This is a genomic window from Streptomyces sp. YS415, assembly GCF_023544665.1.
Lineage (GTDB): Bacteria > Actinomycetota > Actinomycetes > Streptomycetales > Streptomycetaceae > Streptomyces.
Window position 1 is genome coordinate 175,236 of record NZ_JAMJFL010000004.1, and the last position, 23,828, is coordinate 199,063.

The following is a 23,828-nucleotide window of genomic DNA, read 5'->3' on the forward strand; positions in this document are numbered from 1 at the left end:
GGGGGCGAACTCCGTGCCTACGTGCTGCGGGCCTGCCACAGGTCGCGGAGGAGGGCGATCTCGGCCATGTGGTGGATGAACTCGAGGTTGGAGCCCCACAGCACGCTGACGAACGGCTCGTCGGGGTCGGAGCCGTACGGGTACTGCGAGAGGCCGACCGTGTCGAGCTGGTCGTCGGTCAGGGCGGCGACACTGCTTCGCCAGCGGTCCATCAGCGTCCAGAATCCCTCGACCGCCGCCGCGGCGGACGGGGTGAAGTCGACCAGTGACATCGGCTCCCGGCGGCGCTCGCCGAAGGTCCACTCCCAGGTGCCGGCGAAGCAGAAGTGCAGGTGTCCCAGCCGCCAGGCGATGGTCGTGACCGGTGCCGCGTCGGGCACGGGCGGGCCGGTGAAGCGGAGGATCTCCTCCACCCGCTCGACACTCACGCTCCAGTCCTCGGCGATCTTGGCGACGCTCATACCGCCGGCCGCCTGCCGGGCCACCTCCTCGTACTCGTTCGCCGGGATGTCCGGAGCGCCTCGGTCGAGGACCCACTCGCCCGGCCCGAACGCCCTCGGGGTCACCGCCTCTGCCCGGCGCCGGATCGACCAGCAGTCGGGCACCGGCTCCCACAGGTACTCCTCGTTCCCGAGCCCCCTCAGCCGTACCTCGGCCATCTCCCTGGCACGGTCGAACTGGTCGATCAGCAGGCCCAAACGGTCCGTCCGTATACCCGAGATCTCCATGCCGGCTCCCCTCGCGGTCGCGTGGCGTACCTCTGATGTGGCGCCGGGAGCCTAGCGCCGCCCGCGTGGGGCGGGCGAGCCGATTTCCTCCTGGCAGGACCATCCGCCGGCGAGATTTGCCGAACCGGCAAACGCACTCGTTGCAACAGCCCGCCCCTGCGCATGATCGGGGTTGAGGCGACGGTAGGGCGGAAGGGGCCGTGCCGACGCGCCCGACCGACGGTCCTGGAGGACACGCATGCCCCAGCACGCCTCACAGATCACCCATCGGCTGGTCCCGTCGCCGGCGGGCCGTATCCACCTCGCGGAACAGGGCGCCGGGCCGCTGGTCCTGCTCGTGCACGGCTTCCCGGAGTCCTGGTACTCCTGGCGGCACCAGTTGCCGGCGCTCGCGGCGGCGGGGTACCGGGCGGTCGCCCTCGACGTACGCGGGTACGGCCGTTCGTCCAAGCCGTCCGCGACGGACGCGTACCGGATGCTCGAACTCGTCGCGGACAACGTCTGCGTCGTGCACGCCCTCGGCGAGGAATCCGCGATCATCGTCGGCCACGACTGGGGCGCGACCATCGCCGCCAACTCCGCCCTGCTCCGGCCCGAGGTCTTCCGCGCGGTCGGATTGCTGAGCGTCCCCTACACACCGCGCGGCAGCGTCCGTCCCAGCGACGTCTTCGCCGGAATGGGCGGGGACGAGGAGTTCTACGCCTCGTACTTCCAGGAGCCGGGCCGTGCCGAGGCCGAGATCGAGCCCGACGTACGAGGCTGGCTCGCGGGCTTCTACGCGGCTCTGTCCGCCGACACCATGCCCGGGCCGGGTGCTCCCGATCCGCACTTCGTCAGCAAGGGCGGGACGTTGCGTGACCGCTTCTCCGCCGGGCGGTTGCCCGAGTGGCTGGACGAGCGCGAACTCGACTTCTACGCAGAGGAGTTCGAACGGACCAGTCTGACCGGAGCGCTCAACCGGTACCGGAACATGGACCGCGACTGGAAGGACCTCGCCGCGTTCGAGGGCGCCCCCATCGGTCAGCCGTCCCTGTTCGCCGGTGGCACGCGCGATGCGTCGACGACCTGGCTGGCCGACGCGATCAAGGCGTACCCGGACACCTTGCCGGGCCTGGTCTCGTCCCACCTTCTGGAGGGCTGCGGTCACTGGATCCAACAGGAACGCCCCGGCGAGGTCAACCGGATCCTCACCGAGTGGCTCGCCGCACTCCCGGGAGACGAACCGGCCGAGGCTACCCGCCAGTAGGGCAGCGGTTGGTGATCATTGATACCGTCCCGGGATGACTGAAGGACAGAGATCAGCCGGCGCGCCGGTGACCGCGGCCGACGTCGAGCACGCCGTGCGTCTGGCGGTCGCCGCGCTGCGGGGCGCCGAGGGGGCGGACTGGAGCGTGAAGGCCGGTTCCCTGGAGTGGGATTGCTGGGAGACCGTCGAGCATCTCGCCGATGACCTGTTCGCCTACGCCGTCCAACTGGGCCCCACCACACCGCCCTTGGACACCCACGTCCCCTTCGCCTGGACCCGCCACCGGCCGGGCGGGCCCGCGAACTCCGTCTTCGCGGACCGGACGGCCGGGCCGGCCGGCCTGCTCCAAGTCCTGGAAGCGTGCGGCGCCTTGCTGACGGCCATGGTCAGCACCACCGCCCCGACGGTCCGAGCGCATCACATCTTCGGCGCGGCGGATCCGGAGGGGTTCGCCGCGATGGGCGTCGTCGAGACCCTGGTGCACACCCACGACGTCGCCGAAGGGCTGGGCGTGGACTGGACACCTCCGGCCGACCTGTGCGACCGCGTGCTCGCCCGCCTCTTCCCCGACGCCCCGACCGACACAGCCCCCTGGCCCACCCTGCTCTGGGCCACCGGTCGCACGGAACTCCCCCACCGGGCCCGCCGGACCGAGTGGCGCTGGTACGGCGCGCCTCGCTGATCAGGGCGCGGCGGCAGGGCGCGGACTGCCGTGGAAGACCTGCCGGGTGTGCCAGTCGCGATGGGTGTCCGCCACGGGGCGTATGCCCGGCTGCGCGCCGACGAGCGGGCGGCCGGCGAGGGCTATGACGTGCTCGCGGGCCGCGGGGCTGTGGCCGACGAAACCTTGCGAGACCAGGATCCGGTGCCCGCCGCCGACGCCGAGGACTCCCTTGTCGAAGAGCTTGTGGTGCAGCGAGCACAGACAGAGGCCGTTCTCGATCTCGTCGGGGCCGTCGAACGCCCACCACCGCACGTGCGCCGCCTCCAGACCGACCGGGACCGTCCCGATCCTGCCGTCGTAGCCGCAAAAGGCACACCGGTACTCGTAAGCGGTCAGGACCAGTTCCCTCATGCGCCGGTCCCGTTGTCGCCGTGCGGGCGTGAGAAGTTCGGTCTCCGCGGGCTCCAGCTCCAGTCCGACTGCCTCGCACAACTCGCCGTGCAGCGAGGGCGGGAAGTGCAGGTCGAGGAGTACTCGTGCGATGCGGACGAGCAGGTGGGGGTCCCGTCGCAGGGCCGATCTCAGTTCGGGGGCGAGGCGTCCGGCGGCATGCGTTTCCCTCAGTTCCCGCAGCCGGGGGCCTGGGCTGCCGGGTCCGCGGTCGGTGCGCACCTCCCATACGCCGTCGCTGACCAGGTGGTGGAACGGATAGGCCGGTGTCGTCCTGTGGGGCGGGCCGTACTCCGTCAGGAGCCGCTGCAGGTCCTCCTCCACCGCGCTGTACCGGAGCTCACCCTCGGCGTCCTCCTGGAAGCGGCCGAGGGCGTACAGGAGCAGCAGCGGCTTATGGGGAGCACGCGTCCCGTTTCTCGCCCACTGTCTGAGCTTCGCGGTGCGTTCGAGCCAGTCCATGGGCGGTGATCGTAGTGGCGATCAATTAGGGAATCTAACGGATGTTACAGACAGGTGCGCCGTCGCCTGGAAGCCGGCGCCGCGACGCTCGGCGCGCGATAACGGGCGACGCTTCTTACGCTCATGTAGTGGCACACACCTTCGAGGAGCTGATCGAGAAGCAGCGCGCCGCGGACGAGGCGCATCGCCGGGTCGAGGCGCTGCTGGTGCAGTACGGGCCCGCGACCCAGATCGGCGGCTGGTCCGGGATGCAGCGGCAGACGTACGACACCGCCTGGCGGGCCTGGCGGGACCTTGAGCGCGACGCCCATACCGCCATCACGGAGTACGCGAAGGAGCAGGGTGCGTCCCTCGGCGGCGTGGAGTCCGAGGTGGCGCAGGCAGTGCGGAAAGCGGGCTAGTTCCCAAAGGCCGGCGTCGGCCTCAAGCGCCCGCCGGCCTGCGCTGCAGCCACTGCCCGAGGGTCCTGCGCGGGGGCCGCACGACCACGGGGCCGTGAACCTTCTGGCCGACGAGCTCCACCCGCAGGACGACCGGCGCAGCGGCATCCGCCGCCCCGCGACGGTCCTTGATCCTGCTGTGCACCAGTTGCAGACCGTCGGTGTCGACCACGACGCCCGGTGGTGTGATCAGCGTCAGGGTCTTCCCCGTCATGGCCACGTCGATCCGCAGGGTGTCCTGTGTGATAACGGCGTCACTGAAGTCGAGCGTCACGTCGCAGAACGTCACCGCGAGCTCCAGCCGCCGCGGCACCACCCAGCGCCCCGTGCGCTCGACCGCGCCACTGTGCACCTGTTCGATGCGGACGACGTCCTTGACCTGCACCCCGGCCACCCCGGCCGTGGCCGACACGGGCGGCAGGTCGGCGGTGAGCGGGATCAAGTCGTTCAGCGTCCGGGCCGACAGGGCGGCCTCCAGACGCTCGTCCAGCTCCTCGGCGGTCAGCAGGCCGTCCCCCGCCGCGATCCGCAGCACCTCCACCACGCGGTCGCGGTCCGCGTGAGAGGCGCGCAGCTCGGGCGACGAGCCGGGCCCGGAGCGCTTCCCGGTGGGCGACATCTCTCCCGACATGCTTCCGTCCTGATCCTGTCGAAGCGTCTCGCGCGACGCGGGCAGCGACGCCAGGAGAAGACTAACGCCGGTCAGTTCGCGCCAGCGGTGACGTAGGCTCGCCGCGGGGAAAGGAGCCTGCACATGCCCGCGGAAGGCGAGCGGACCCGGATCACGGTCGACGGCGAGGAGTTCGAGGTCGTCCAGCCGTACGACAGACCGGGCTCCTACGACCTCAGCTGGCTGACTGGACCCGATCCGCAGTACGGCTTCGGCTTCCAGACCCATCCCCCGGCTCCGGTCGGTCAGGCCGAGCTGGAAGAAGCCGTACGGGACTTCCTCGCCCAAGTCGACCCGGCCACCGGGCACATCGAGTAGGCGGGACGCTTCCCCGGGCCCTCAGGAGCCGCCCACCGCACGGGTCACTCCTCCCGCCCGCCGAACTGCCAGTCGTGGACCTCGATGGCGGCATACCGGCCCGGGGTGAGGACGGCGCGTGCCGCAGCCTGGTCGGGAGCCCTGAGCAGCGCCGCAGTGCCGAGCCAGGTGGCGCCGTCGTCGGACAGGAGAGGTCCGTAGGCGATCAGGTCGTCCCCTCGGTCGGCCGGCACGGTGAGGTCTGCGCCCTCCCCTTCGCCGAGGCCGAGCACCAGGTACCGGTTGCCGCCGTCCCGGCCGCCGGGGAACTCCCACATCGTGCGCCCGAGCAGGTTCCGCCAACGGCGCACCAGCACATCCCGGTACACGCCGGCCTGGTAGGTGGGCTCGTCGAAGGCGAACGCGCGGGCCGCGGCGGCATCGGGCAGATCGACGATGTGCACGCTGCCGCTCGGCGCGAGGCCGTCCTCGGCGAAGGTCGGGCCGCGTGCGATCATCCGCGCCGCGTACCCGTCCATGTACGACCAGTGCTCTTCCAGCAGCTTCTCGCGCAAGGGGAGTGAGCCGGGCCGGTCGCGGTGGTAGCAGAAGTACTCCATGGCCGCAGAGCCTCTCCCACTACTCGGACGGCATCAACCGACTTTGGCGGCGATGCACGACAGCGGCTTCACGCCTCCTCGCTGGAGCGTAGATCTTGGAGGCGGGTCAGGGCGTCCCGGGCCGCGTGCTGCTCCTCGGCGGTGAGGCGAAGGGCCTCGGCCCGGGTGAGCGCGGACGCCATGGTCTCGCCGTCCTCGAGCCGCCCGGCGACATCCGCCCGCAGCACCAGGAGCTGCAACAGCTGCACCCGCGTCGGTTGTTCGTCCGGCAGCCCCAGTGCGCGGTCGATGACCTTCGCGGCGCTCGCGGGGTCGTCCTTCGAGTCGGCGAGCAGGGCGGCGTGATGCAGGGCGCGCGCGAAAGTCTCCTCGGGCGCGGGCCGGTGGTGCGGGTCGTCGCTCGTGGGCTGACCGACGCGGATGCAGTTGCCGCCGGGATCCGTCATGAGGAACTGCCGTACGCCGTACGACATGTCCTTCAGTGGCCCGAGGCGGGGAAGCCCACGCGTGGGGACCTTCCCGTAGGCGGCCTTGAGGCCGGCCCGGAAGGCCTCGTGGAGGCCGTCGACGTCGCCGGTCAGCACGTAGCAGGTACTGAACGACTGGGTCGGCTCGTACTGCTTCATCCCGAAGAACTGCAGCTGGATACCGCCGCGTTCGACGACCGCGAAGGGGTTGGGACTTCGCTGCTGGAAGGTCACCTCGAAGCCGAGGGCGGTATAGAAGTCGAGCACGGGTGGGAGGGTGCGGCACGGGAGGATCGGAATCGTCTTTTCGTCCATGTCGTGAGTCTAGTCAAAATTGATTACTGACGGGGAGGAGGAGAGCACGGGATTCCCTTGCTCAGCCGTGAACGGCCCCCCGCCTCGCTCCGTACTCCTCACCGTCGACGATCAGTACGGGACAGGGTGAGGTGGCATGGCCGAGCAGCGAGTGCGGGGAGCATCCCGGCGGCGCCTGGTCGTCGTCGCTGGTCTGGCGGCCCTTCCGGTGATCGCGGGCTGTGGGGGTGAGGGCGACGCTTCCAGGTCGTCGGCGGTGTCCGCCGCCCCGGCCGCGGAAGTCGTCGCGCCGGCCAAGGTCGAAGTGATCGCGGGTCTCACCGGTTGCGAGGCGAAGATCCGGATCGAGGCCGATGAGCTGCGTCAAGGCGTGTGCCGCACGAAGAAGGCCGACTGGCTCATCACCACCTTCCCCGAGGAGAAGTACAAGGAGACGTGGCTGGACTCCGCCCGCGTCTACGGTGGCACCCATCTGGTCGGCCCGCGCTGGGTGCTCAGCGCGAGACCGGAGCTGCTCGGGGCCTTCCGCGACAGACTCGGCGGGACGGTCCGACGGCTTCAGGGGGTGGGACCGGCGCCAGGCTCGTCGTAGCGGCTCGGAGTGCGCCCATCCGTCGGACCCCGCCTACTCCGCCGTCTGCCGGTAGTCGCTGATGACGTACAGCGCCTCGTCGTCGATCGCGTTCTCCAGCCAGTCGATGGTGATGCGTTCCGGGTGGCCGTCGGCCGCGTACTCGGCTTGCGCCTGGTCCGCGTTCTCCTTCCGGGCCTGGTTCAGTTCGGCCAGGAGGGCGCCGATCGTGGGGACTTGATCGGGAGAACCGGCGACCAGGCGTCGTGCGCTGTCGTCGAGTCCGACCGCCTTGGCCACGGCACCGTCCCGGACCGTCACGCGGAACGTGCCGAGCAGTGAGCGCTCGCCCTGCGTCGACTCCAGCGTGTAGGCGTATGCGGCGGGCTCTTCCCAGTCCGCTCGGGCCGGCGCCGCTCGGCCGGTGTTCTCCCCCTCCGTTCCGCAGGCGGCCGTCATGGACAGGAGGGCCCCCGCCAGTACGGCGGTTGCGGCGGCACGGACGGCGCGCAGGAGTGCGGGCTTCATGGTGACGGTCCCTTCGACACGGTTCCTGCTGCTACGACGCCGGTCGAGGGCAGAACGTTCAGCCGCCCGGCCACCCAGCCGGGCGAGGGGCCGTCAGCGTTCGTCCGCCCGGGACAGCGCTTCGGTGATCAGGCGGGTGGCGAAGTCGCGGTCGTCGGTGAGCCGGTTGATGTGCTCCGCGAGCAGGAAGGCGGTGGCTTCGAGGGGATTCATCTCGTCCTCGGTCCAGTCCCCGTACCGCTTGCGCCACAGGCTGGGGCTCAGCCCCATGCCCGCGGCGACGATCAGGCCGGCCATGGTGGGGATGGCCTCCGGGCGGATGCTCCGCGGCATCATGCGCATCGAAGCCACGACATTCGGCACCACGCGCTCGATGACGTCCTTGTCGTGGTCCTCGTACGCCCTCCGCAGCCACTGCATGTACATGTAGATCAGGGTGCAGGCGCCGTCGAGCAGGTCGGCGACCCCGTCGGGTCCCAGGGACGCAGCGAACTGGTCGGTCAGCGCCTGCTGTTCGGCGTCGGTCGAGGTCTCGGCGTCGGACGAGGTCCTGGCGTCGTAGATGGCTCTGAGGCGGGAGTCGACCATCATGAGCGCTGCGTCCACATCGCCGACAGGTGCGTACTGGGGGTCGCAGGGCGATGACACAGGACTCCTCCTCGAACCTACCGTGAGCAGTGCGCCGCGTCCGTACAGTAGCCCGCCTGCGGGGCGGGGGTCTGCCGAATTCCGATGCGGGGCCGGTTCGCGCCGGGTGGACGCTGCTCCTGTTGGATACTTGCCCTGTGCGCCAGGCATTCGTCCACGAAGCGGTGGTCGGCATGGCCCCGGACGGCGACGCAGGAGCCCCGGGAGCAGCGATCACGGTCGCGCTGTGCGGGCACTGGGAGCACGAGCCGCCGTGCCCCCTCGCGCCGCACCACACCGCGGCGGAACGGGTCGGCGGGGAGGTCCGCCTGCGTGTGCTCTTCGCCGCCGAGCCGGCGGCCGAGGCCGAGGTCCGCGGCCGGATCGACGCGGGACTGGCCCGGGCCTGCCTGGACGGCCCGGACGGGGTCACCACGCGCTGGCACCTGAAGGTCGCGGGGCCCGGCGTCGTCCGGGAGGACGAGGCCGGGCCCGCCGAGCGACTCATCCAGGCCTGAGACATCGCGCTGCGCCGCAGCGCCGCTCGGTCCGTCCGGGTCAGCCTTCCTTCCAGACGAGCACGGAGACGACCGCGCTGGCGACGGTGATCGGCACGTCGGCCTGGTTCAGGAGCCGCACACGCATGCTCCGGCCCGACGCCAGGCGCTTGGTCAGCGGCACGACGGCGAACGTGTCGCCCCCGGTTCCCACTATCTCGTCGATCGGATGGTCCGTGCGGTGCTCCGCGCCCTCGAACTCCGCCATCCGGGCCTGGACCACACCCCGGTCGGGCAGGCCATCGAAGCGCAGGCTGAGGGAGCCGGTGAAGCGGGCCGGGCCCCGCACGAAGACGCTGCCGCCCTCGCCGTGGCCGCCCGGTTCGTCGGTCCACTCGGCGGTCAGCTCAACGGAGTCCCAGGCGCCCGGCGCCAGTTGGTACGGCGCCGCCAGGCCGAGGTTGACGTACTGGGGCATGGGGTCGTCCTCTCCTTCCCATACGCCGGCCGGCAGGCCCAGGCATACGGCGAGGTCGCTGCGGAAGTCCTTCATGTCGAAGCCGCGCGGGTCGGGCTTCTGGTCCGACCACTCCAGGTGGCCGATCGCGCTCTTCGCGCTCCAGCCGTGCGCACGGCAGATCCCTGCGGTGGCCTTGACCATGGCGACGTACTGGGCACGCGGCCACGGATCCCGGCCGTCGCCCTCGTTCTCGCACTCCCAGCCGTAGAAGCGGCTGTTGCCGTCCACGGCTCCCGCACTGTCCTGGTGCTCGTTGGTGGCGGGCGGGCGGGCGCCGTACGACTCGTTGATCACCGCGGCGAGTACGTCGGGGTCGCCGCCGCCGGCATGGTTGGCGCGGCCGTTGCCGGTGAGGTGGACGGTGCCGTCCTTGGTGATGCAGCCGGTGGCCAGCGGGCCGGGCAGGGCGCTGTGGCCGTGGAAGATCAGGTGCACCACGTCCGTGCTCGGTCCGGTCACCGTGTGATGGATCATCACGCCGTGCACCGGCCCCCAAGGGCCCACATGATTACGGTTGTTGGTCCGCCATCCGCCGACTTCACGGACGGCACAGCCTTCGGCACGCAGTGCCGCGACCAGCCGGTCGGCTTTGAGGGGAGCGGCCATGGTCAGTCCTCCGATCTCGGCGGGGCCGTGGCTGTCTCGGTCCACGCGCACCGGTTCACCCGCCCAAGTCAGGCCGACGGGACACCGGTTCACCGCGAAGGTTCTTGCCCCCTACGGGTCGGGGCCACGCCGAGCAGGCCGCGGCCACGAGGCCGGGGGGATCGATCTGCGCCATCAGGATCACGGATTCCGTCTCTCCCGATCAGGCCGGAGAAAACTGTCATCACCAGTGAATCCCGATGCGGGGGCGCCGCCCATCCCTCGTACGGCTGAATCGGGATCACGGGCGCCAGGGTCACCCCTGGCGCCACCTGTGCTGCTGCGACGCGCCGCTACGGCTTCCGGGCGAGACCGCCGTGCTCGGCGATGACGTCCGGGGCGGACTCCCCGGGCTCCGGGCGCCACTGGGTGACCGGGACGACGCCGGGCTCGATGAGCTCCAGGCCGTCGAAGAAGCCGGTGATCTCCTCGACGCTGCGCAGGTTGTACGGGACGGCGCCGCTGTTGTTGTAGGCGTCCTGGGCCTGCTCGAAGTCCGGGTCGATGCCGCGGGATCCGTCATTGATGGAGAGGTAGCTGCCCGACGGCAGGGCGTCCATCAGCCGGGTGACGAGGGAGCGGGCCTGGTCGTAATCGGCGACGTGACCCAGGATGTTGCTGAGGATCAGGCCGGTGGGGCGGTCGAAGTCCAGGGTCGCGGCGGCGGCCTCGAGGATGCGGTCGGGGTCCGTCACATTGGCGTCGATGTACGCGGTCGCGCCCTCGGGGGTCGAGTAGAGCAGGGCGCGGGCGTGCGCGAGGACCATCGGGTCGTTGTCGACGTACACGATCCGCGCCTCGGGGGCGAGTTGCTGGGCCACCTCGTGGGTGTTCTGGGCGGTCGGCAGGCCGGTGCCGACGTCCAGGAACTGCCGGATTCCCGCCTCGGAGACGAGGTGGGTGATGTTGCGGCGCAGGAAGGCACGGCTGGACCGGGCGATGGTGACGATGCCGGGGAAGACCGCGGTGTACGCGTCGCCGGCCTCCTCGTCGACGGGGTAGTTGTCCTTGCCGCCCAGCCAGTAGTTCCAGATGCGGGCCGAGTGCGGAACGGACGTGTCGATCTTCTGATGCTCCGCCGGTTCGGGCATCGTCACAGGGTCATTCATGAGGCGGGTCCGTCCTTCAACCAAGGCGTGGATCTTTCACCGCACAACCTACGTCCGAACACCCGTCGCATGCCCACCGGTTCAGCTTTTCGGGCACGGGGTGTCGCGGCCGGTGTGCAGGACCCGGAAGCGATCCGGTCGCGCCGGGTCCCGGTCCACGACCTGGATCGGCGGCCGGGCCCACTGCCAGACGCTGATGTCCGCCGTGCGGGAGAACTCGATCCGTCCGCGAGTGCCGTCGACCGCGACGCTCGGCCAGGCCCCGGCGATCCGCTTCCTGTCCGTGCCGTGCGACCGCATGACCTCGGCGAGGACGGCGATGGTGTCGTAGCCCTCGAAGGCGACGAAGGAGGGCGCGAGGGCCAGCCGCTCACGCAGGGCCGTCCCGACGCGCGCACCGAGCGGGGTGAGGCGCTCGGGCAGGTAGCGCAGGAACGGGATCCCGGCGCCGTCCCCGCCCAGCAGCGTGGCCCATTCGGCGAACTCCGGCTGCCCGGCCGGGGCGCCGATCAGGACCTCGGCGAGGCGCTGGTCCCGGCGGACGGCCTTGACGAGGGGTACGGCCGGCTCCGGGTGGCCGACCAGCAGGAGGAGGGCCGTGGCGCCGGTCTCGGCGAGGGCGTCGCAGACCGCGGCGGGCGTGAGTGCGCTCATGTCGAGTTCGGTGACCCGGCCGCCGCGTGCGGTGAGGTGGTCCCGCAGGATGCGGGTGCCGGTGGCCCAGTAGACGCTCGGCTGGGTCGCCACGGCGATGCGGCTGTGGCCCGCGCCGAGGAGGAAGTCGGCGTAGGTCCGCCAGCCGCGGGACTGCGGCGGGGACAGGCGCGCGACCCACTCCGTGGGCTGTTCGGTGAGCGCGTCGAGCACCGAGGACGTGCAGAGGAACGGCAGGCCGAGGGCGTCGGCGCTGGTGGCGGAGGCACGGGCGACGACGCTGTGGTACTCCCCCGCCAGCGCGGCGACTCCCAGGCCGGCCAGTTCCTCCACGGCCGCCACGGCCCTCTTGGGGTCGGCCGCGGTGTCCCGGACCACCAGTTCGAGGGGCCTGCCTCCGATGCCACCGCCGTCATTGACCTCACGGGCGGCCAACTCGAATCCGGCCAGCAGGTGTTGGCCTGCTTCCACCCAGCCCGGCCGGGTCAGCGGAGCGAGCGCGCCGATCCGGACGGCTGATTCATCTGGCGTGTGCATGCGTGAGCGTCCCCCGAGCGGCGATTCGGTTCCCGCGTGATCATCAGATGCGCCGAGCGTAGCCGAGCCGGGTGACGCCCTTCGACGCCTGGAACGGGGCGTTTCTGCAGCGGGCCCCGGCATCATGGGTGGCATGGAAAGCACCAGCGACATGTGGATCAGCATCGCCTCTTATGCCAACCTGCTGGCTGCCCCCACCCGATGGCGGCCGTCCGCGGTTGACTGCGCGAGCGGGGTGTCGACTGGATGCCCTTCGGGCCGGAACAGATCCGGTGGGGTCTGGCCTGCGGTATAGGGCCCGATGGCCACTGGTGGGGACGGTACGAGGTGAGCGTCCGGGCCGATGCGCTGCGCAAGCTGGGGCTCCATCCCGAGCAGCCCTCCGCCACGGCCGTAGGGCCGTCTCCGCCGGGGTGGTGGCATGCCGCGGCGGAACGTCGCGCTCGCCACTGAGGCCTCCTTCGTCGGCGGGGCCGGCCGTCTGCTTGGATCTCGGTATGGCTGATTGGGCGGAGCTGAGTGATGCGTACGGCTCCGCGGACGGTGTGCCCGCGCTGCTCGACCGGTTCGAGGCCGACCCACGGGGTGTCTGGTCCGAGCTGATGGACCGGCTGTGCCGGATGCTCGACACCGCCTTTCGCGGCGGGCCGAGAGCCGGACGAGCGGCACTGGGCGCTGTTCGCGGCGGGCCCGATCGTGGCGGTCCGGGACGAGCGCTTGGACAACCTGGCGCAGGGCGAGTACGAGGTCGACTGCCCTTACTGCGGGGTGAACCTGTTCGTCGTGATGGGCGAGGACGGCTTCTTCTCCTGCAGCGATGACTACGCCCTGGGCAGGTCGAGCGGACTCCCCGGCGGAACTGGAGGGCCTGGCCGGACGGTTGCGTGAACAGGCCCTCGCGACGGGCAGTCGGTGCTTGCTCAGCGGATGCCGTATCTGTTCGGGCAAGCGGAGTGCGCTGATTGCGGCACGGTGTTGTCGGTGGCGGACCGCGTCGCCGTGTTGGGGTGATCCGTGGAGGTGGCGGTGGAGGACGGAGGACCGTGGTGGGTGATCTTTGTGATCGCGGCCGTGGTGACGGCGGTCCTGGGAGCGATCGTGGTGACCGTCGTCGGCCTGATCGCCCTCGGTGTGGGATGGGCGCGGCGAAGGCGGGGGCTCTAGCCCCGCTCAGCTGCCCGTGACGGCTGCCAGACGGGTGCGTGCCGCCTCCTGGATCGGGGACGGGCCGCGCGCCCACTCCAGGCCGCGGCCGACCGCGGTGGCCAGCGGCCGGTCCACGGCGGCGCGGGCCAAGGCGGGGCGCCGGATGCCGAGTTCGGTCCGCGCCCAGGCCGGGAGCAGGCCCAGCGAGGCGTTCATCAACAGGCCCGCGACCAGTCGCTCCCGCCGATTGCGGCCGAAGCCCCGCAGGAACCGCATGGCCTCCGACGCGGCGGGCGTCACGTGGAGTTCGGGCCGCATGCCGGCCAGGTAGCGCGTGACGTCAGCTGCGGTGCGCGGTACGTGCTCCGCGCCCAAGGCCTCCGCCACGGGGGCGACTTGCGCGAAGTAGGTGTCGCATTCGGCCGGGGTGAGACGGTCACCGCGCCGCGCATACACCTGATAGCCCCTCAGGAAGCTGTACACCTCGGCGGTGTGCACCCAGGTCAGCAGGGCCGGGTCGTCCGCGCGGTAGGGCCGCCCGTCCGGTGCCGTGCCGCGCACCCGGGTGTGGATCCGCCGTACGACGTCGATCACTTGCCGCGCCGCCTGCTGCGAGCCGAAGGTCGTGGTGGTGATGAACCGCGCGGTGCGGGTGAGGCGGCCGACGGGGTCGGTCCGGAAGTCCGAGTGCTGGTCGACGCCGGCCATCGCCAGCGGGTGCAGCGACTGGAGCATGAGCGCGGCGAAGCCGCCGGTGAGCATTCCGGTCGGATGCCCGTGCACCCGCCACGCCGGGCTGCCCGGGGCGATACCGAAGAGCCCGGGATCACCGGGCGGCCCCGCATAGCGCTCCAGCTTGAGATCACCGCCGTGCACGGTCGCCTTGAGCTCGTCGGCGATCCGGTCCCGTATGCCCATCAGTGCCTCCGCGCGTCATGACACCTGAAATATACGTCCGCGGATTTTCCGCCCAGTTGCCGGACCTGCTCCGGAGGGAGCTTCCACAGCGCCGCCGGTTGTATCGTGCCTCCGCACGCGATCTTCCGCGGGGCGTCACATGTTCTTTTCCTCGCTGGGGGCCGCACGTCATGACCTTGTTCGATAGTCCACGTCCGCACGCGCCGCTCCCCCAGCGGATCGCGCGCCCCTCGCCCTGGATGCTCATCACGCTGTTGGCAGCGCTCGCGGGGACGGCACTCAGCGCTGCGTTCGCTGTGTTCGCGGGGGTGGCGCTGCACGGCGTCATCGACGGCGACTCCGGCTTCCTCACCGCCCCGCAGGCGGAACTCCACAGCGCGTTGTCGCTGTACGAGAAGGCCGGAAGGTTCCAGGGCGGGGCCTACCTGGCCTGTGCCGTCGTGTTCCTGTTCTGGTTCCTCGGAATGCGCCGCGCCACCGGCCCGCTGGCCCCGGACCGGTTCCGCCACGGTACGGGCTGGGCGATCGGATCCTGGTTCATCCCGATCGCGCACTTCTGGCTGCCGTATCGCATCGCCTTTGACATGTGGGGCGCCGCCTCACCGCTGCCGACCGGCGGACAGGCGTACCGGGCGCCACTGTGGCCGGTGAACCTCTGGTGGGGCTTGTTCGTCTCCAACGTGCTGTTCAGCCGGTACGCCGCCATGCGGTTCGACACGGCCGACAACCTCACGGAGCTGCGCGACGCGGTCCGGCTGTACCTGGTCTGCGACAGCCTGGAGATCCTCGCGGCGGGTGCCGCCGTGTTCTTCGCGGTGCGGCTGACGGCCATGCGGGACCGGAAGGTCACGCAGGGCCCGTATCTCGCCACGGTGTAGCCGCGTCAGCTGTGCGGGCCGGGGTTCCCTCGGGCACCCAGGGCGTCGAGGATCAGGTCGAGTCCGTAGACGAACTCGTCGGCGTAGTCGTAGCCGGGCTTGAGGACGTGTTCGGTGGCGATTTCGGTGAGGTGGGGGTAGGCGTCGGCGGGCATGTCGCCGATGATGGCGCCCGCCACCTCGTCCAGGTCGCCGTCGCCCGTGAAGGGCAGGCTCAGTTCCTGGAGCACGAAGCCGTACACGTAGCTGTCGATCAGTGAGACGGCGTGGGCCGTCATCGGGACGGAGAGCCCTCCGGCGCGCAGCGCTCCGATGACGGCGTCGTGGTGGCGCAGGGTCGCGGGGCCGGGCCGGGAGCGGGAGTCCATCAGGCCGATGGCCCACGGGTGGCGCTTGAGGGCGGCGCGGACCGAGAGCGCGCGGTGCCGCATGCCGCTCTTCCAGTCGGTGTCGCGCGGCGGCAGGTCGATCTCGGCGAACACCGTGTCCACCATGCCGTCGAGGATGTCCTCCCGGCCCTTCACATGGTGGTAGAGCGACATCGCCTCGACGCCCAGGGGTTCGGCGATGGCCCGCATGGTGAGCGCGGCCGACCCCTTCCCGTCCGCCACCGCCACGGCCGTACGGATCACTCGCTCCCGGCTGAGCGGGACGCGCACGCCGTCCTTGCCCGCCTTGCCCGCCTTGCCCGCCTTGGGCATCCGCCCCTCCTCCATTGACTGCCTTACGGCATAAGGCTACCTTCCTTACAACGTAAGGCAGGACCGGTGAAAGGGCTGCGCGATGGGCACGGATCGGATGGGGAAGGTCTGCATCGTCGGAGCTTCCGGGAAGCTCGGGCGCTACATGGTCCGGCACGCGCTGGGCCGCGGCTACGAGGTGGTGGGCGTCTGCCGGGAGGGCAGCGTCCCGAAGCTGGCCGAGTTCGAGGGGCGGATCACCCTCGTGCCCGGGCCCACGGACGACCGCGAGGTGATCCGGAAGGCGGTCGCCGGGTGCGACGGGGTGCTGACGGTGCTGGTGCCCTGGGGTGTGCGGCAGTACTCGTCCGGTACGGCCCAGGCGGTGCTCGACCACGCCCGGCCGGGTGCGCGGCTGGTGTTCTCCTGCGGCTGGCACATCACGCGCGACGGCAAGGACACGTACTCATGGCTGTTCAGGACCGGGGTACGGATCGCCGCCGTCCTGGCGAAGCTCGTCCGGGCCGTCGAGCTCGACGACCAGGTCGAGGCCTGTCGGCGCATCTTCGCCAGCGAGACCCGGTGGACCGTGGTGCGCGGCAGTTCCCTGGAGGAGGGGGAGAGTCAGGGCCTGCCCGTGTGGAGCCGGCATGTGGGGGATCCGGTGCTGGCCAGCAACCTGACCCGCCGGGTGGACTTCGCCCTGTTCATGGTCGAGGCGCTGACCGACGATGGCCTGGTCCAGGAGGCCCCGGCCATCGTCGGCTGCCGAACCGAGAGCGCCCTCGCACACACCGGCAAGCGCGCCCAGTGAAGAACACTCAGTCCTGCGCGGGCAGTTCGCCCGCGAACGCCGCGGCCATCCGCAGCCAGGGCGCCGCCTCCGCACGACGGCCCTGACGCTCCAGGGTCCGGCCCAGCATCAGGTGGGCGTAGTGCTCGACCGGGTCGCGGTCGATGATCCGGCGCAACTGCTCCTCCGCGCGCCCCAGTTGCGCGGAGTGGTAGTAGGCGCGGGCCAGGAGGAGACGGGGACCGGTCTGCTCGGGGACCTCCTCGACGACGTCGGCGAGGAGACGGGCGGCGCCGATGTAGTCCTTGGCCTCGAACAGGAGTTGGGCCCTCTCCCAGCGCTCGAGCACCGTTTCCTCGCGCGGGACGCCTACGCCGTTGTCGAACAGGTGCAGGGCGCTGGCCCAGCGGTCGGGCGCGACTCCGTCGTGGGCGGCGTACTCGTTGAAACGCTCGGTCGTCATGTCCTCGGTCCTCGCATCGGTGAGGTTGATACATCAACCACGCGCGTCAACGCAGGCCCGTGCGGTCGTATTCCGGTGCTACGCCGGTCAGTGGCGCGGCGGGTTCCGGCGCGGCGTGATGGTGGCGTGCGGCAGGGCGGGGGCGGGGAGCCGGTCGCCGGGGTAGCCCGCCACCTCGCCGAAGCGGTCCGAGGAGGCTTCCCAGTCCTCACGGGCCCGGGCGATGTCGTCATGGCTGCGGCCGACGAAGTTCCACCACATGACGATCTCCTCCTCGAACGGCACTCCCCCGAGCAGGACCGTCCGCGCCGGCTCCTCGGACTCGTTGACCAGGGTGAGGGTGTCGACGCCTGGGTGGACGTACCCCAGCTCCGCCCGGTGCAGCGGCGTGCCGGCCACGCTGACGTCCCCGCTGTCCACGAGCAGGCCGTGCTCGAAGCCGGCGTCGACGGCGAGGGTGAGCGTGGCCCGCGGCGCGAGGGTGATCTCGGCGCCGAGCAGGGGCGTGAAGGTCCGCACCGGGGAGGTGACCGAGGCGAGCGAGCCGAGGAAGACCCTGATCTCGGCGCCGTCGACGAAGCGGGGTTCGGGGACGTGGTGCTGGAAGTCGCGGGCGGTGTTCCGGTGCTCCTCGGGGAGGGCGACCCAGAGCTGCACGCCGTGCAGGACGGTCGTGCGGGGCGTCGAGACCTCGGAGTGGGCGATGCCGTGGCCGCCCGTCATGAGGTTCATCTCGCCGGGCCGAACGAGGGCGTGGGAGCCGAGGCTGTCGCGGTGCTCGATCTCGCCGCTGAACAGCCAGCTGACCGTCTGCAGGCCGGTGTGCGGATGCGGCGGAACCCGCATGCCGTCGGTCGTGGCGACGTCGTCCGGGCCGTAGTGGTCGGCGAAGCACCAGGCGCCGATCAGGGTCCGGGCGCGCTGGGGCAGGGTGCGCCGTACGGTCATCGCGCGCGGGCCGCCGAGCGGGACCTCGCGGGCGGAGAGCACGTCGACGCGCGCCGCCCCGGCCGGCCGGCTGTCGTCGACGAGTGCGCCGCAGCGCACCGCCGCGGGTTCGGCTTCCACATTGCTCACCGGGTCCATCTCCCACTCGTTCGTTCGTTGCGGTCGGTCATCGTCACGCCGGTTCCTCGTCGAGGTGCGCGACGACCCGCTCGGAGATCCGCGCCAGCGTCCTGAGCTCCGCCGGGGTCACGTGGTCGAGGAACAGCGCGCGCACCGCCTCGACGTGCAGCGGGGCCGCCGCCTCGATGGCCTCGCGGCCGGCCGGAGTGATCACCACGAACGCTCCGCGACCGTCCTCCGGGCACTCCTCGCGGGTCACCAGGCCGCGCTTCGCCATCCGGGCGATGTGGTGCGACATCCGGCTCTTCTCCCATTCGAGTGCCCGGGAGAGATCCAGGAAGCGCCGGCGCCCTTCGGGTACGTCGGTCAAATGGACCAGCACCTGGAAGTCGGCGGCCGACAGCTTGGCGTCCGCCTGGAGCCGGCGGGCCAGCCGGCCGCCGAGCCGCTCCTGCAGGCGCACGAAGCTCCGCCAGGCGTGCTGCTCGTCCGCCGTCAGCCAGCGCACCGTGTCAGTCATGCCGAAAGTCTAGTCGTAGTTGATCCATCACCAGTTGACCCATCATCCAAAGCCCGGTGATCGCCGCAGCCCGTCACACGAGGCCGGCCATCCAGGGCGCAGCGGTGGTCAAGGGCTGCTCGGTCCAGATGGTCTTCCCCGTCCCGCCGTAACGGCAGCCCCAGCGGGAGGTCAGCTGCGCCACCAGGAACAGGCCCCGGCCGCCCTCGTCCGTGGTGCGGGCCCGTCGCAGCCGGGGCTGGGTGTTGCTCGGGTCGGTGACTTCGCAGATCAGGACGTCCTCCCGGATCAGTCGCAGCTCGACGGGGCCGCCGGCGTAGCGGACGGCGTTGGTGATCAGTTCGCTGACCACGAGCTCGGTGGTGAAGGCGAGGTCGTCCAGACCCCACGCCGCCAGCCGGTCGGCGGCCTCCTCCCGCGCCCGGCCCACGATCGTCGGGTCGGCCGGGAAGATCCAGCTCGCGGTGTGCTCGCTGGGCACGGCACGGGTACGGGCCAGCAGCAGCGCGGTGTCCTCGCGGCCCGGTGGTTCACCGATGCCGGTCAGGACGGAGCGGCCCGCCTCGTCAAGGGGAGCGCCGGAGGAGGCGTACGCGGTGAGCGCGTCCGTCAGCCGGCGCAGACCGGTGTCGAGGCCGGGGGCCCCGGCGTCCACCAGCCCCTTGGTGTAGAGGGCGAGGAGGCTGCCGGGTTCGACGGTGACCGTGGTGATCTCGAACGGCAGACCGCCGACCCCGAGCGGCGGACCGGGCCGCACCGTCAGCTCCTGCTCGGTGCCGTCCGGCCGGACGACCACCGGTGCGGGGTGCCCCGCGCTGGCGACGGAACACTGGCGGCTGACCGGGTCGTAGACGGCGTAGAGGCAGGTGGCGGTGAGGGTGTCCTGGTCCTGCGGGGGCGCCTCCGCGGCGAGGCGGCGGACGAGGGCGTCGAGCCGGGTGAGGAGTTCGCCGGGGTCGAGTTCGAGGTCGGCGAGGGTGTGGATGGCTGCGCGCAGGCGGCCCATCCTGGCGGCGGCGTGCAGGCCGTGCCCGGCGACGTCCCCGACGACCAGCGCCAGCCGCAGGGAGGGCAGCGGGATCGCGTCGAACCAGTCGCCGCCGATCTCGGCTCCGCCGCCCGCCGGGCGGTAGGTCCCGGCTGTCTCGGCCGCCGGGGTGTCGGTCGTCGCCCGGGGCAGCAGGCTCTGCTGCAGGGCGGCGGCCGCCCGGTGCTCGCGGGTGTAGCGACGGGCGTTGTCGATGGCGAGGGCGCCCCGGGAGGCGACCTCCGTCACCAGGTCGACGTCCTCGCCGGTGAAGGGGGTCGGGTCGGTGATCCGCCAGACCTGGAGGCCACCGAGGACGAGGCCGCGGGCGTACAGCGGGGAGATCATCATCGAGTGGAACGAGGCGGGCAGCATGTCCGCGGCCAGGCGGGGGTCGCCGAGGGCGGCGACGGCCTCGGCGCGGGTCATGACGACCGTCTCGCCGTTCTGGATGGCGCGCAGGGTCGGATGGTCGGGCAGCGGCGGCAACGGCTGCCCCGGGCCGATGTGGGCGGGCCATTCACCGGTCGACGAGGCCACGGACAGCACATGCAGATCGCCGCCGCCGACCAGCCTCGGGGGCTCGTCCCCGTCCAGCACGGCCTCGGCCAGGTCGACGATCCCCAGGTCCCCGAGGCCGGGGGCGACCGCCTCCGCCAGCTGCTGTGCCGTCCGCGTGACGTCGAGCGAGGCGCCGATACGGGTCGCGGCGCCTCTGAGCAGGTCCAGGTGATGCCGGGCCGGCTGCTGCTCGGCGGCCTCCGTGTACAGGGCGGCGACACCCGTCGGGCGCCCGTCTTCGTCCGTCAGGGGCAGCGCCGACATCCCCAGGGTCCGCTCCCGCAAGCGGGCCCCCGGGCTCCGCATCCGCCGCACCGCGCCGACCAGCGGCTTCCCGGAATCCAGCACCTGGCGCAGCGAGGCCTCTACGGCGGAGTCGTCCACCGGCTCGCCGCCGTGCGGGATGCCGGACATCATGGGTGACCCGTTGGCGTGCAGCACGGCCAGATCGGGGCCGTGGACGGCGACACCCATGCCGTCCTGGGAGAGCAACGCCCGCAGCAGCGAGGCGCCCAGCTCCTGCTCCTCGAGCCGCCGCGTGGGCGCGGCCACGACCAGCAGCTCGGCGGAGTCCGCGGGCCGGAGCACACGGTAGGTGACGTCGACCGTCCCGCCGTTGCGGTGCCTGAGCCTGGCCCGGCCGGGTGCCGCCCTGTCCTCGATGAGTTCCCGCACGGGGCGTTCCAGGACCTCGGCGGCCTCGTACCCCAGGAGCCGCGCCGCTTCCCGCGACCACCGCAGGATGGCGCCGCCTTCGCCGAGTACGGCGGTGGCGAGGGCGTCGAGGGCCGAGGAACCGCGGTCGGCGTGGTCGCTGGGTCCGCTCATGGCACTCCTCTCTCGGCGGCGCGGCGCTGTGGTCCACCGGGAGACAGTTCCCATTATCGGCGTTCCCGGCCGATGGGGTGAGGCGACGAAGGTGCCGGAACGGAAGTGGACATATCCATCGGCCGGGCCGTGGACACATCCCCGTCGGCGCGGCTCGGTGCCCTGCGGCACAGGCCCTCCGTGATGCCGCGCACACGGACGCGGAGGGCGCGCGAGCACGTGTTAGCGTCCCGGCCGTGACTTCCCCGGCTTCGGGCGCATCCGCCCCCGTCCTCGATGCGCTCGACCTGTTCGGCGACGACTTCACTCGCGATCCGTACCCGTGGCTCCAGTCGCTGCGGGCCGAGGCGCCGGTGCACTTCGATGCCGGCACCGGCCTGTGGCTGGTCAGCCGCTACCGGGACGTACGCCATGTCCTGCTCACCCCGGACGACTTCCTGCCGGACAACGCCCAGAACGCCGTCACCCCGCTCCCCTTCGGCGCGCTCCGGGTGCTCGCCCGGGCAGGCTTCAACCTCCCGCCCGCCCTGGCGAACAACGGCACCGCCGGCCATCCGGGACTGCGCCGGGTCGTCACCCGGTTCTTCAACGCGCAGCGCGTGACCGCCGCCGTGCCCGTGATCGAGCGCATCGCCGACGAACTGCTCGACGCCCTGCCCTCCTCGGGCAACTGCGATCTGTTCACCTCCTTCGCCCAGGTGCTGCCGTGCCGGGTACTGATGGAGCTGCTCGGCATCGAGGGCGTTCCGACGGCGACGCTGATCCGCTGGAGCGACGCCTCGCTGGAGCTGTTCTGGGGCCGGCCCGCTCCGCAACGTCAGCTCGAACTGGCGGAGCTGGTGGGCGAGTTCCACCGCTGGCTGACCGAGACGGTGGCGGACGGGCAGGCCCGGCCCGGCTCCTTCGTCCGGGCGCTGACCGACCATCGCCTGCCCGACGGGGAACGGCTCGACGTGCCGACCGCCGTCGCCGCGTGCTTCTTCGTCTTCATCGCCGGGCAGTCCACCACGGGGCAGCTCATCGCCACCGTGCTGCGCCGTGCGCTGACCGAGCCCGGGATGTGGGCCCGTGTCGCGTCCGAGGAGGGACTGGCACAGGGCTGGGTGGAGGAGGTACTGCGGCGGGAGCCGCCGGTGACCACCTGGCGCAGGGTCACCGCGCGCCCGGTCGAGCTGGGCAGAGTAAACCTGCCCCAGGGGGCGCAGCTGCTGTTGATGCTCCTGGGCAGCGGATCGGACCCGGAGGTCTTCGAGACCCCGGAGCAGCTGTGCCCGCACCGGGGGAACATCCGCCGGCACCTTGCCTTCGGCGTCGGCCGCCACCGCTGCCCGGGCGCCTCGCTGGCGCGTACGGAGGCGGCGGTGGCCCTCGCCGCGGCGGCCCGGCGCCTGCCGGGGGCACGGCCGGCGTCGGCGGACGGCCCGATGCTGGGGCTGCTGTCGTTCCGGGCGCCGCTGCGGGTGGCGGTCAGCCTCTAGCGCCGGGCGGATCGACAAGGTTCTGCCATGCCGCTTCCCCCACCGCTCCCCGCAGGTGGTCGCGGGAGGCCTCGGCCTGCCGCCGGGCGCGGCGGAGGTCGATGCCGATCAGCTCGCCGCGGTGCTTGAGCACGCGGCCGTTGACGACGACCGTGTCGATGTCTCCCCGCCCGGCCTGGAAGACCAGGTGTCCCACGGGATTGTTCACCGGCGTCATCGACGGGGTGTCCGCTCGCAGCAGGACGAGGTCGGCGCACTTGCCCGGGGTGATCGAGCCGATCCGGTCGGCCAGGCCGAGGGCCTCGGCCCCGCCGAGGGTCGCGTAGCGCAGGACATCGGCGGCGCGCAGGTCGTGGCTGCCCACCTGCTCGCCGCGCGCGTGCGCCTGGAGGAAGACCAGGCCGCGCTCGGCGCTGAGCGTCGACCTCATCGCGGAGAACATGTCGCCGCTCCACCACACCACGGTGTCCATGGACAGGGAGAGCGGAACGCCGAAGCGACGGGCGGCTCCGGTGGGCGGATAGCCCTGGCCCGCGTTCAGCTCGCTCTCCGCGGACAGCGACAGGCAGGCGCCGCTGTCGGCGATCCGGCGGTAGGAGTCGTCGCTCAGGGAGGCGGCATGGACGAGTGTCGTGCTGGGGCTCAGGGCGTCCTGGCGGGCGAGGTGGGCGACGGCCGCGTCCCCGACGATGCCGAAGACTCCGGCGTGGGTGGTCACGGGGAGCGCCTGCTTCGCGGCGTGGCTCAGGGCGGCGTCCGCGGCGGACAGGTCCGGCGGCAGGTCCAACGCGAGCTGCATGGTGACCAGTTGGTCGTCGGCGGAGAACCGGGCCGCCCGGATCCGGTCCACCTCTCCGTCGGTGACCCAGGAGAGATCCGGGCCGATACGGCCGTACGCCCATCGCGCCCGGCCAGGCACGGACATCAGCGCGTCCACCGCGGCGTCGGCATGGGCGGGGGTGGAACAGCCGTGGGACCAGTCCACGACGGTGGTGACACCGTCCGCCACCGCCTCGACCATGCCGAGGTGGTTGCCGGCGTAGACGTCCTCGGGCCGGAAGTGCGGCAGTAACTGCCCCAGCGCGTCCATGTAGTTCGTCAGGGTCCAGTCGACGCCGAGTCCGCGCAGCGCGGACTGCCACATGTGGCGGTGGGTGTCGACGAAGCCCGGGATCAGCAGCGCGCCGTGCGCCTCGATGACCGCGGTGCCGTGCGGTGCGGACAGGCGGTGGCCGACCGCCGCGATCGTGCCGTCCGTGACGAGGACGTCGGTGCCCGGCAGGATTCCGGGCCCGGTGTCCATGGTGACGACGGTGGCGCCGCGAATGAGCAAGGGGCGGCCGGCGGGGAAGCGGTCGGGGTCGTGGGTGCCGGTGAGGTCGTGGGGGGTGGTGGGGTCATCCGCGTTCATGGGTTCCCTT

At 71.7% G+C, this 23,828-nt stretch carries 27 protein-coding genes; 10 read left to right on the top strand and 17 right to left on the bottom strand.

Annotated features, from left to right (window positions below; all coding sequences use genetic code 11):
- Positions 1-17: 17 nt before the first annotated feature.
- A complete protein-coding gene (locus M8H82_RS07090) occupies positions 18-728 on the bottom strand; it encodes a DinB family protein (protein WP_250071605.1) in 711 nt (236 codons plus the stop codon).
- Between the two features lie 238 nt (positions 729-966).
- Between M8H82_RS07090 and M8H82_RS07095 the strand changes: the two genes are divergently transcribed.
- Positions 967-1,974 (top strand): alpha/beta fold hydrolase, encoded by a 1,008-nt coding sequence (locus M8H82_RS07095; RefSeq protein ID WP_250071606.1) that lies wholly within the window; start codon positions 967-969, stop codon positions 1,972-1,974.
- Positions 1,975-2,008: 34 nt separating this feature from the next.
- Positions 2,009-2,656: a hypothetical protein gene (locus M8H82_RS07100; RefSeq protein WP_250071607.1), complete on the top strand. Its 648-nt coding sequence runs from the start codon at positions 2,009-2,011 to the stop codon at positions 2,654-2,656.
- Here the strand turns inward: M8H82_RS07100 and M8H82_RS07105 are convergent, their stop codons facing one another.
- Positions 2,657-3,550, bottom strand: a complete 894-nt coding sequence (locus M8H82_RS07105; RefSeq protein ID WP_250071608.1) for a phosphorothioated DNA-binding restriction endonuclease — start codon at positions 3,548-3,550, stop codon at positions 2,657-2,659.
- Between the two features lie 128 nt (positions 3,551-3,678).
- On the opposite strand from M8H82_RS07105, the gene M8H82_RS07110 reads away from it, so the two are divergent.
- Positions 3,679-3,951, top strand: a complete 273-nt coding sequence (locus M8H82_RS07110) for a hypothetical protein (RefSeq protein WP_250071609.1) — start codon at positions 3,679-3,681, stop codon at positions 3,949-3,951.
- Positions 3,952-3,973: 22 nt separating this feature from the next.
- On the opposite strand, the gene M8H82_RS07115 is transcribed toward M8H82_RS07110, so the two are convergent.
- Positions 3,974-4,621 carry a DUF1707 domain-containing protein gene (locus M8H82_RS07115; protein WP_250071610.1) on the bottom strand — a complete coding sequence of 216 codons (648 nt, stop codon included), beginning with the start codon at positions 4,619-4,621 and terminating at the stop codon, positions 3,974-3,976.
- 123 nt (positions 4,622-4,744) lie between these two features.
- Here M8H82_RS07115 and M8H82_RS07120 point away from each other — a divergent pair, with 123 nt between their 5' ends.
- The gene (locus tag M8H82_RS07120; protein WP_250071611.1) at positions 4,745-4,978 is read left to right on the top strand and encodes a hypothetical protein; all 234 of its coding nucleotides are present in this window, start codon (positions 4,745-4,747) and stop codon (positions 4,976-4,978) included.
- A gap of 44 nt (positions 4,979-5,022) precedes the next feature.
- Here the strand turns inward: M8H82_RS07120 and M8H82_RS07125 are convergent, their stop codons facing one another.
- Together M8H82_RS07125 and M8H82_RS07130 are read right to left on the bottom strand one after the other, a co-directional pair.
- On the bottom strand, positions 5,023-5,577 hold the full coding sequence (locus M8H82_RS07125) for a YciI family protein (protein ID WP_250071612.1): 555 nt from the start codon (positions 5,575-5,577) through the stop codon (positions 5,023-5,025).
- A gap of 68 nt (positions 5,578-5,645) precedes the next feature.
- On the bottom strand, positions 5,646-6,359 hold the full coding sequence (locus M8H82_RS07130) for a VOC family protein (protein WP_250071613.1): 714 nt from the start codon (positions 6,357-6,359) through the stop codon (positions 5,646-5,648).
- Between the two features lie 136 nt (positions 6,360-6,495).
- Here M8H82_RS07130 and M8H82_RS07135 point away from each other — a divergent pair, with 136 nt between their 5' ends.
- Positions 6,496-6,951, top strand: coding sequence for a hypothetical protein (locus M8H82_RS07135; RefSeq protein ID WP_250071614.1), 456 nt, complete (start codon positions 6,496-6,498; stop codon positions 6,949-6,951).
- Positions 6,952-6,984: 33 nt separating this feature from the next.
- Here M8H82_RS07135 and M8H82_RS07140 read toward each other — a convergent pair whose 3' ends face one another.
- Both M8H82_RS07140 and M8H82_RS07145 read right to left on the bottom strand, forming a co-directional pair.
- Complete coding sequence (locus tag M8H82_RS07140) at positions 6,985-7,458, bottom strand: DUF6174 domain-containing protein (protein WP_250071615.1); 474 nt, start codon at positions 7,456-7,458, stop codon at positions 6,985-6,987.
- A 93-nt stretch (positions 7,459-7,551) separates the two neighbouring features.
- Complete coding sequence (locus M8H82_RS07145) at positions 7,552-8,106, bottom strand: hypothetical protein (protein WP_250071616.1); 555 nt, start codon at positions 8,104-8,106, stop codon at positions 7,552-7,554.
- Positions 8,107-8,243: 137 nt separating this feature from the next.
- On the opposite strand from M8H82_RS07145, the gene M8H82_RS07150 reads away from it, so the two are divergent.
- The gene (locus M8H82_RS07150; protein WP_250071617.1) at positions 8,244-8,603 is read left to right on the top strand and encodes a hypothetical protein; all 360 of its coding nucleotides are present in this window, start codon (positions 8,244-8,246) and stop codon (positions 8,601-8,603) included.
- A gap of 40 nt (positions 8,604-8,643) precedes the next feature.
- Here M8H82_RS07150 and M8H82_RS07155 read toward each other — a convergent pair whose 3' ends face one another.
- The 3 genes from M8H82_RS07155 to M8H82_RS07165 form a co-directional block, all read right to left on the bottom strand.
- Positions 8,644-9,708, bottom strand: a complete 1,065-nt coding sequence (locus M8H82_RS07155; RefSeq protein WP_250071759.1) for an N-acetylmuramoyl-L-alanine amidase — start codon at positions 9,706-9,708, stop codon at positions 8,644-8,646.
- Between the two features lie 332 nt (positions 9,709-10,040).
- The gene (locus M8H82_RS07160) at positions 10,041-10,856 is read right to left on the bottom strand and encodes an SAM-dependent methyltransferase (RefSeq protein ID WP_250071618.1); all 816 of its coding nucleotides are present in this window, start codon (positions 10,854-10,856) and stop codon (positions 10,041-10,043) included.
- A gap of 81 nt (positions 10,857-10,937) precedes the next feature.
- Complete coding sequence (locus M8H82_RS07165) at positions 10,938-12,047, bottom strand: ABC transporter substrate-binding protein (RefSeq protein ID WP_250071619.1); 1,110 nt, start codon at positions 12,045-12,047, stop codon at positions 10,938-10,940.
- 717 nt (positions 12,048-12,764) lie between these two features.
- Between M8H82_RS07165 and M8H82_RS07175 the strand changes: the two genes are divergently transcribed.
- Positions 12,765-12,935, top strand: coding sequence for a hypothetical protein (locus tag M8H82_RS07175; protein WP_250071621.1), 171 nt, complete (start codon positions 12,765-12,767; stop codon positions 12,933-12,935).
- Positions 12,936-13,217: 282 nt separating this feature from the next.
- Here the strand turns inward: M8H82_RS07175 and M8H82_RS07180 are convergent, their stop codons facing one another.
- On the bottom strand, positions 13,218-14,111 hold the full coding sequence (locus tag M8H82_RS07180) for an oxygenase MpaB family protein (protein ID WP_250071622.1): 894 nt from the start codon (positions 14,109-14,111) through the stop codon (positions 13,218-13,220).
- A 170-nt stretch (positions 14,112-14,281) separates the two neighbouring features.
- Between M8H82_RS07180 and M8H82_RS07185 the strand changes: the two genes are divergently transcribed.
- Entirely contained in the window at positions 14,282-14,989 is a 708-nt protein-coding gene (locus M8H82_RS07185) for a DUF4328 domain-containing protein (RefSeq protein ID WP_250071623.1), read from the top strand.
- A 5-nt stretch (positions 14,990-14,994) separates the two neighbouring features.
- Here the strand turns inward: M8H82_RS07185 and M8H82_RS07190 are convergent, their stop codons facing one another.
- Entirely contained in the window at positions 14,995-15,690 is a 696-nt protein-coding gene (locus tag M8H82_RS07190; protein WP_250071624.1) for a TetR/AcrR family transcriptional regulator, read from the bottom strand.
- An 82-nt stretch (positions 15,691-15,772) separates the two neighbouring features.
- On the opposite strand from M8H82_RS07190, the gene M8H82_RS07195 reads away from it, so the two are divergent.
- Positions 15,773-16,483, top strand: coding sequence for an NAD(P)-dependent oxidoreductase (locus M8H82_RS07195; protein ID WP_250071625.1), 711 nt, complete (start codon positions 15,773-15,775; stop codon positions 16,481-16,483).
- Between the two features lie 7 nt (positions 16,484-16,490).
- On the opposite strand, the gene M8H82_RS07200 is transcribed toward M8H82_RS07195, so the two are convergent.
- The 4 genes from M8H82_RS07200 to M8H82_RS07215 all read right to left on the bottom strand — a co-directional run bounded on the left by M8H82_RS07200 (position 16,491) and on the right by M8H82_RS07215 (position 20,929).
- On the bottom strand, positions 16,491-16,925 hold the full coding sequence (locus M8H82_RS07200; protein WP_250071626.1) for a tetratricopeptide repeat protein: 435 nt from the start codon (positions 16,923-16,925) through the stop codon (positions 16,491-16,493).
- A gap of 87 nt (positions 16,926-17,012) precedes the next feature.
- Positions 17,013-18,002 (bottom strand): pirin family protein, encoded by a 990-nt coding sequence (locus M8H82_RS07205; protein ID WP_250071627.1) that lies wholly within the window; start codon positions 18,000-18,002, stop codon positions 17,013-17,015.
- A gap of 43 nt (positions 18,003-18,045) precedes the next feature.
- On the bottom strand, positions 18,046-18,513 hold the full coding sequence (locus tag M8H82_RS07210; protein WP_250071628.1) for a MarR family winged helix-turn-helix transcriptional regulator: 468 nt from the start codon (positions 18,511-18,513) through the stop codon (positions 18,046-18,048).
- A 73-nt stretch (positions 18,514-18,586) separates the two neighbouring features.
- Complete coding sequence (locus M8H82_RS07215) at positions 18,587-20,929, bottom strand: SpoIIE family protein phosphatase (RefSeq protein WP_250071629.1); 2,343 nt, start codon at positions 20,927-20,929, stop codon at positions 18,587-18,589.
- 236 nt (positions 20,930-21,165) lie between these two features.
- Here M8H82_RS07215 and M8H82_RS07220 point away from each other — a divergent pair, with 236 nt between their 5' ends.
- Complete coding sequence (locus M8H82_RS07220) at positions 21,166-22,407, top strand: cytochrome P450 (protein WP_250071630.1); 1,242 nt, start codon at positions 21,166-21,168, stop codon at positions 22,405-22,407.
- Here M8H82_RS07220 and M8H82_RS07225 read toward each other — a convergent pair.
- Positions 22,397-23,818, bottom strand: coding sequence for an amidohydrolase family protein (locus tag M8H82_RS07225; RefSeq protein ID WP_250071631.1), 1,422 nt, complete (start codon positions 23,816-23,818; stop codon positions 22,397-22,399). The two genes, M8H82_RS07220 and M8H82_RS07225, sit on opposite strands and share 11 nt — an antisense overlap.
- Between the last annotated feature and the right edge of the window lie 10 nt (positions 23,819-23,828).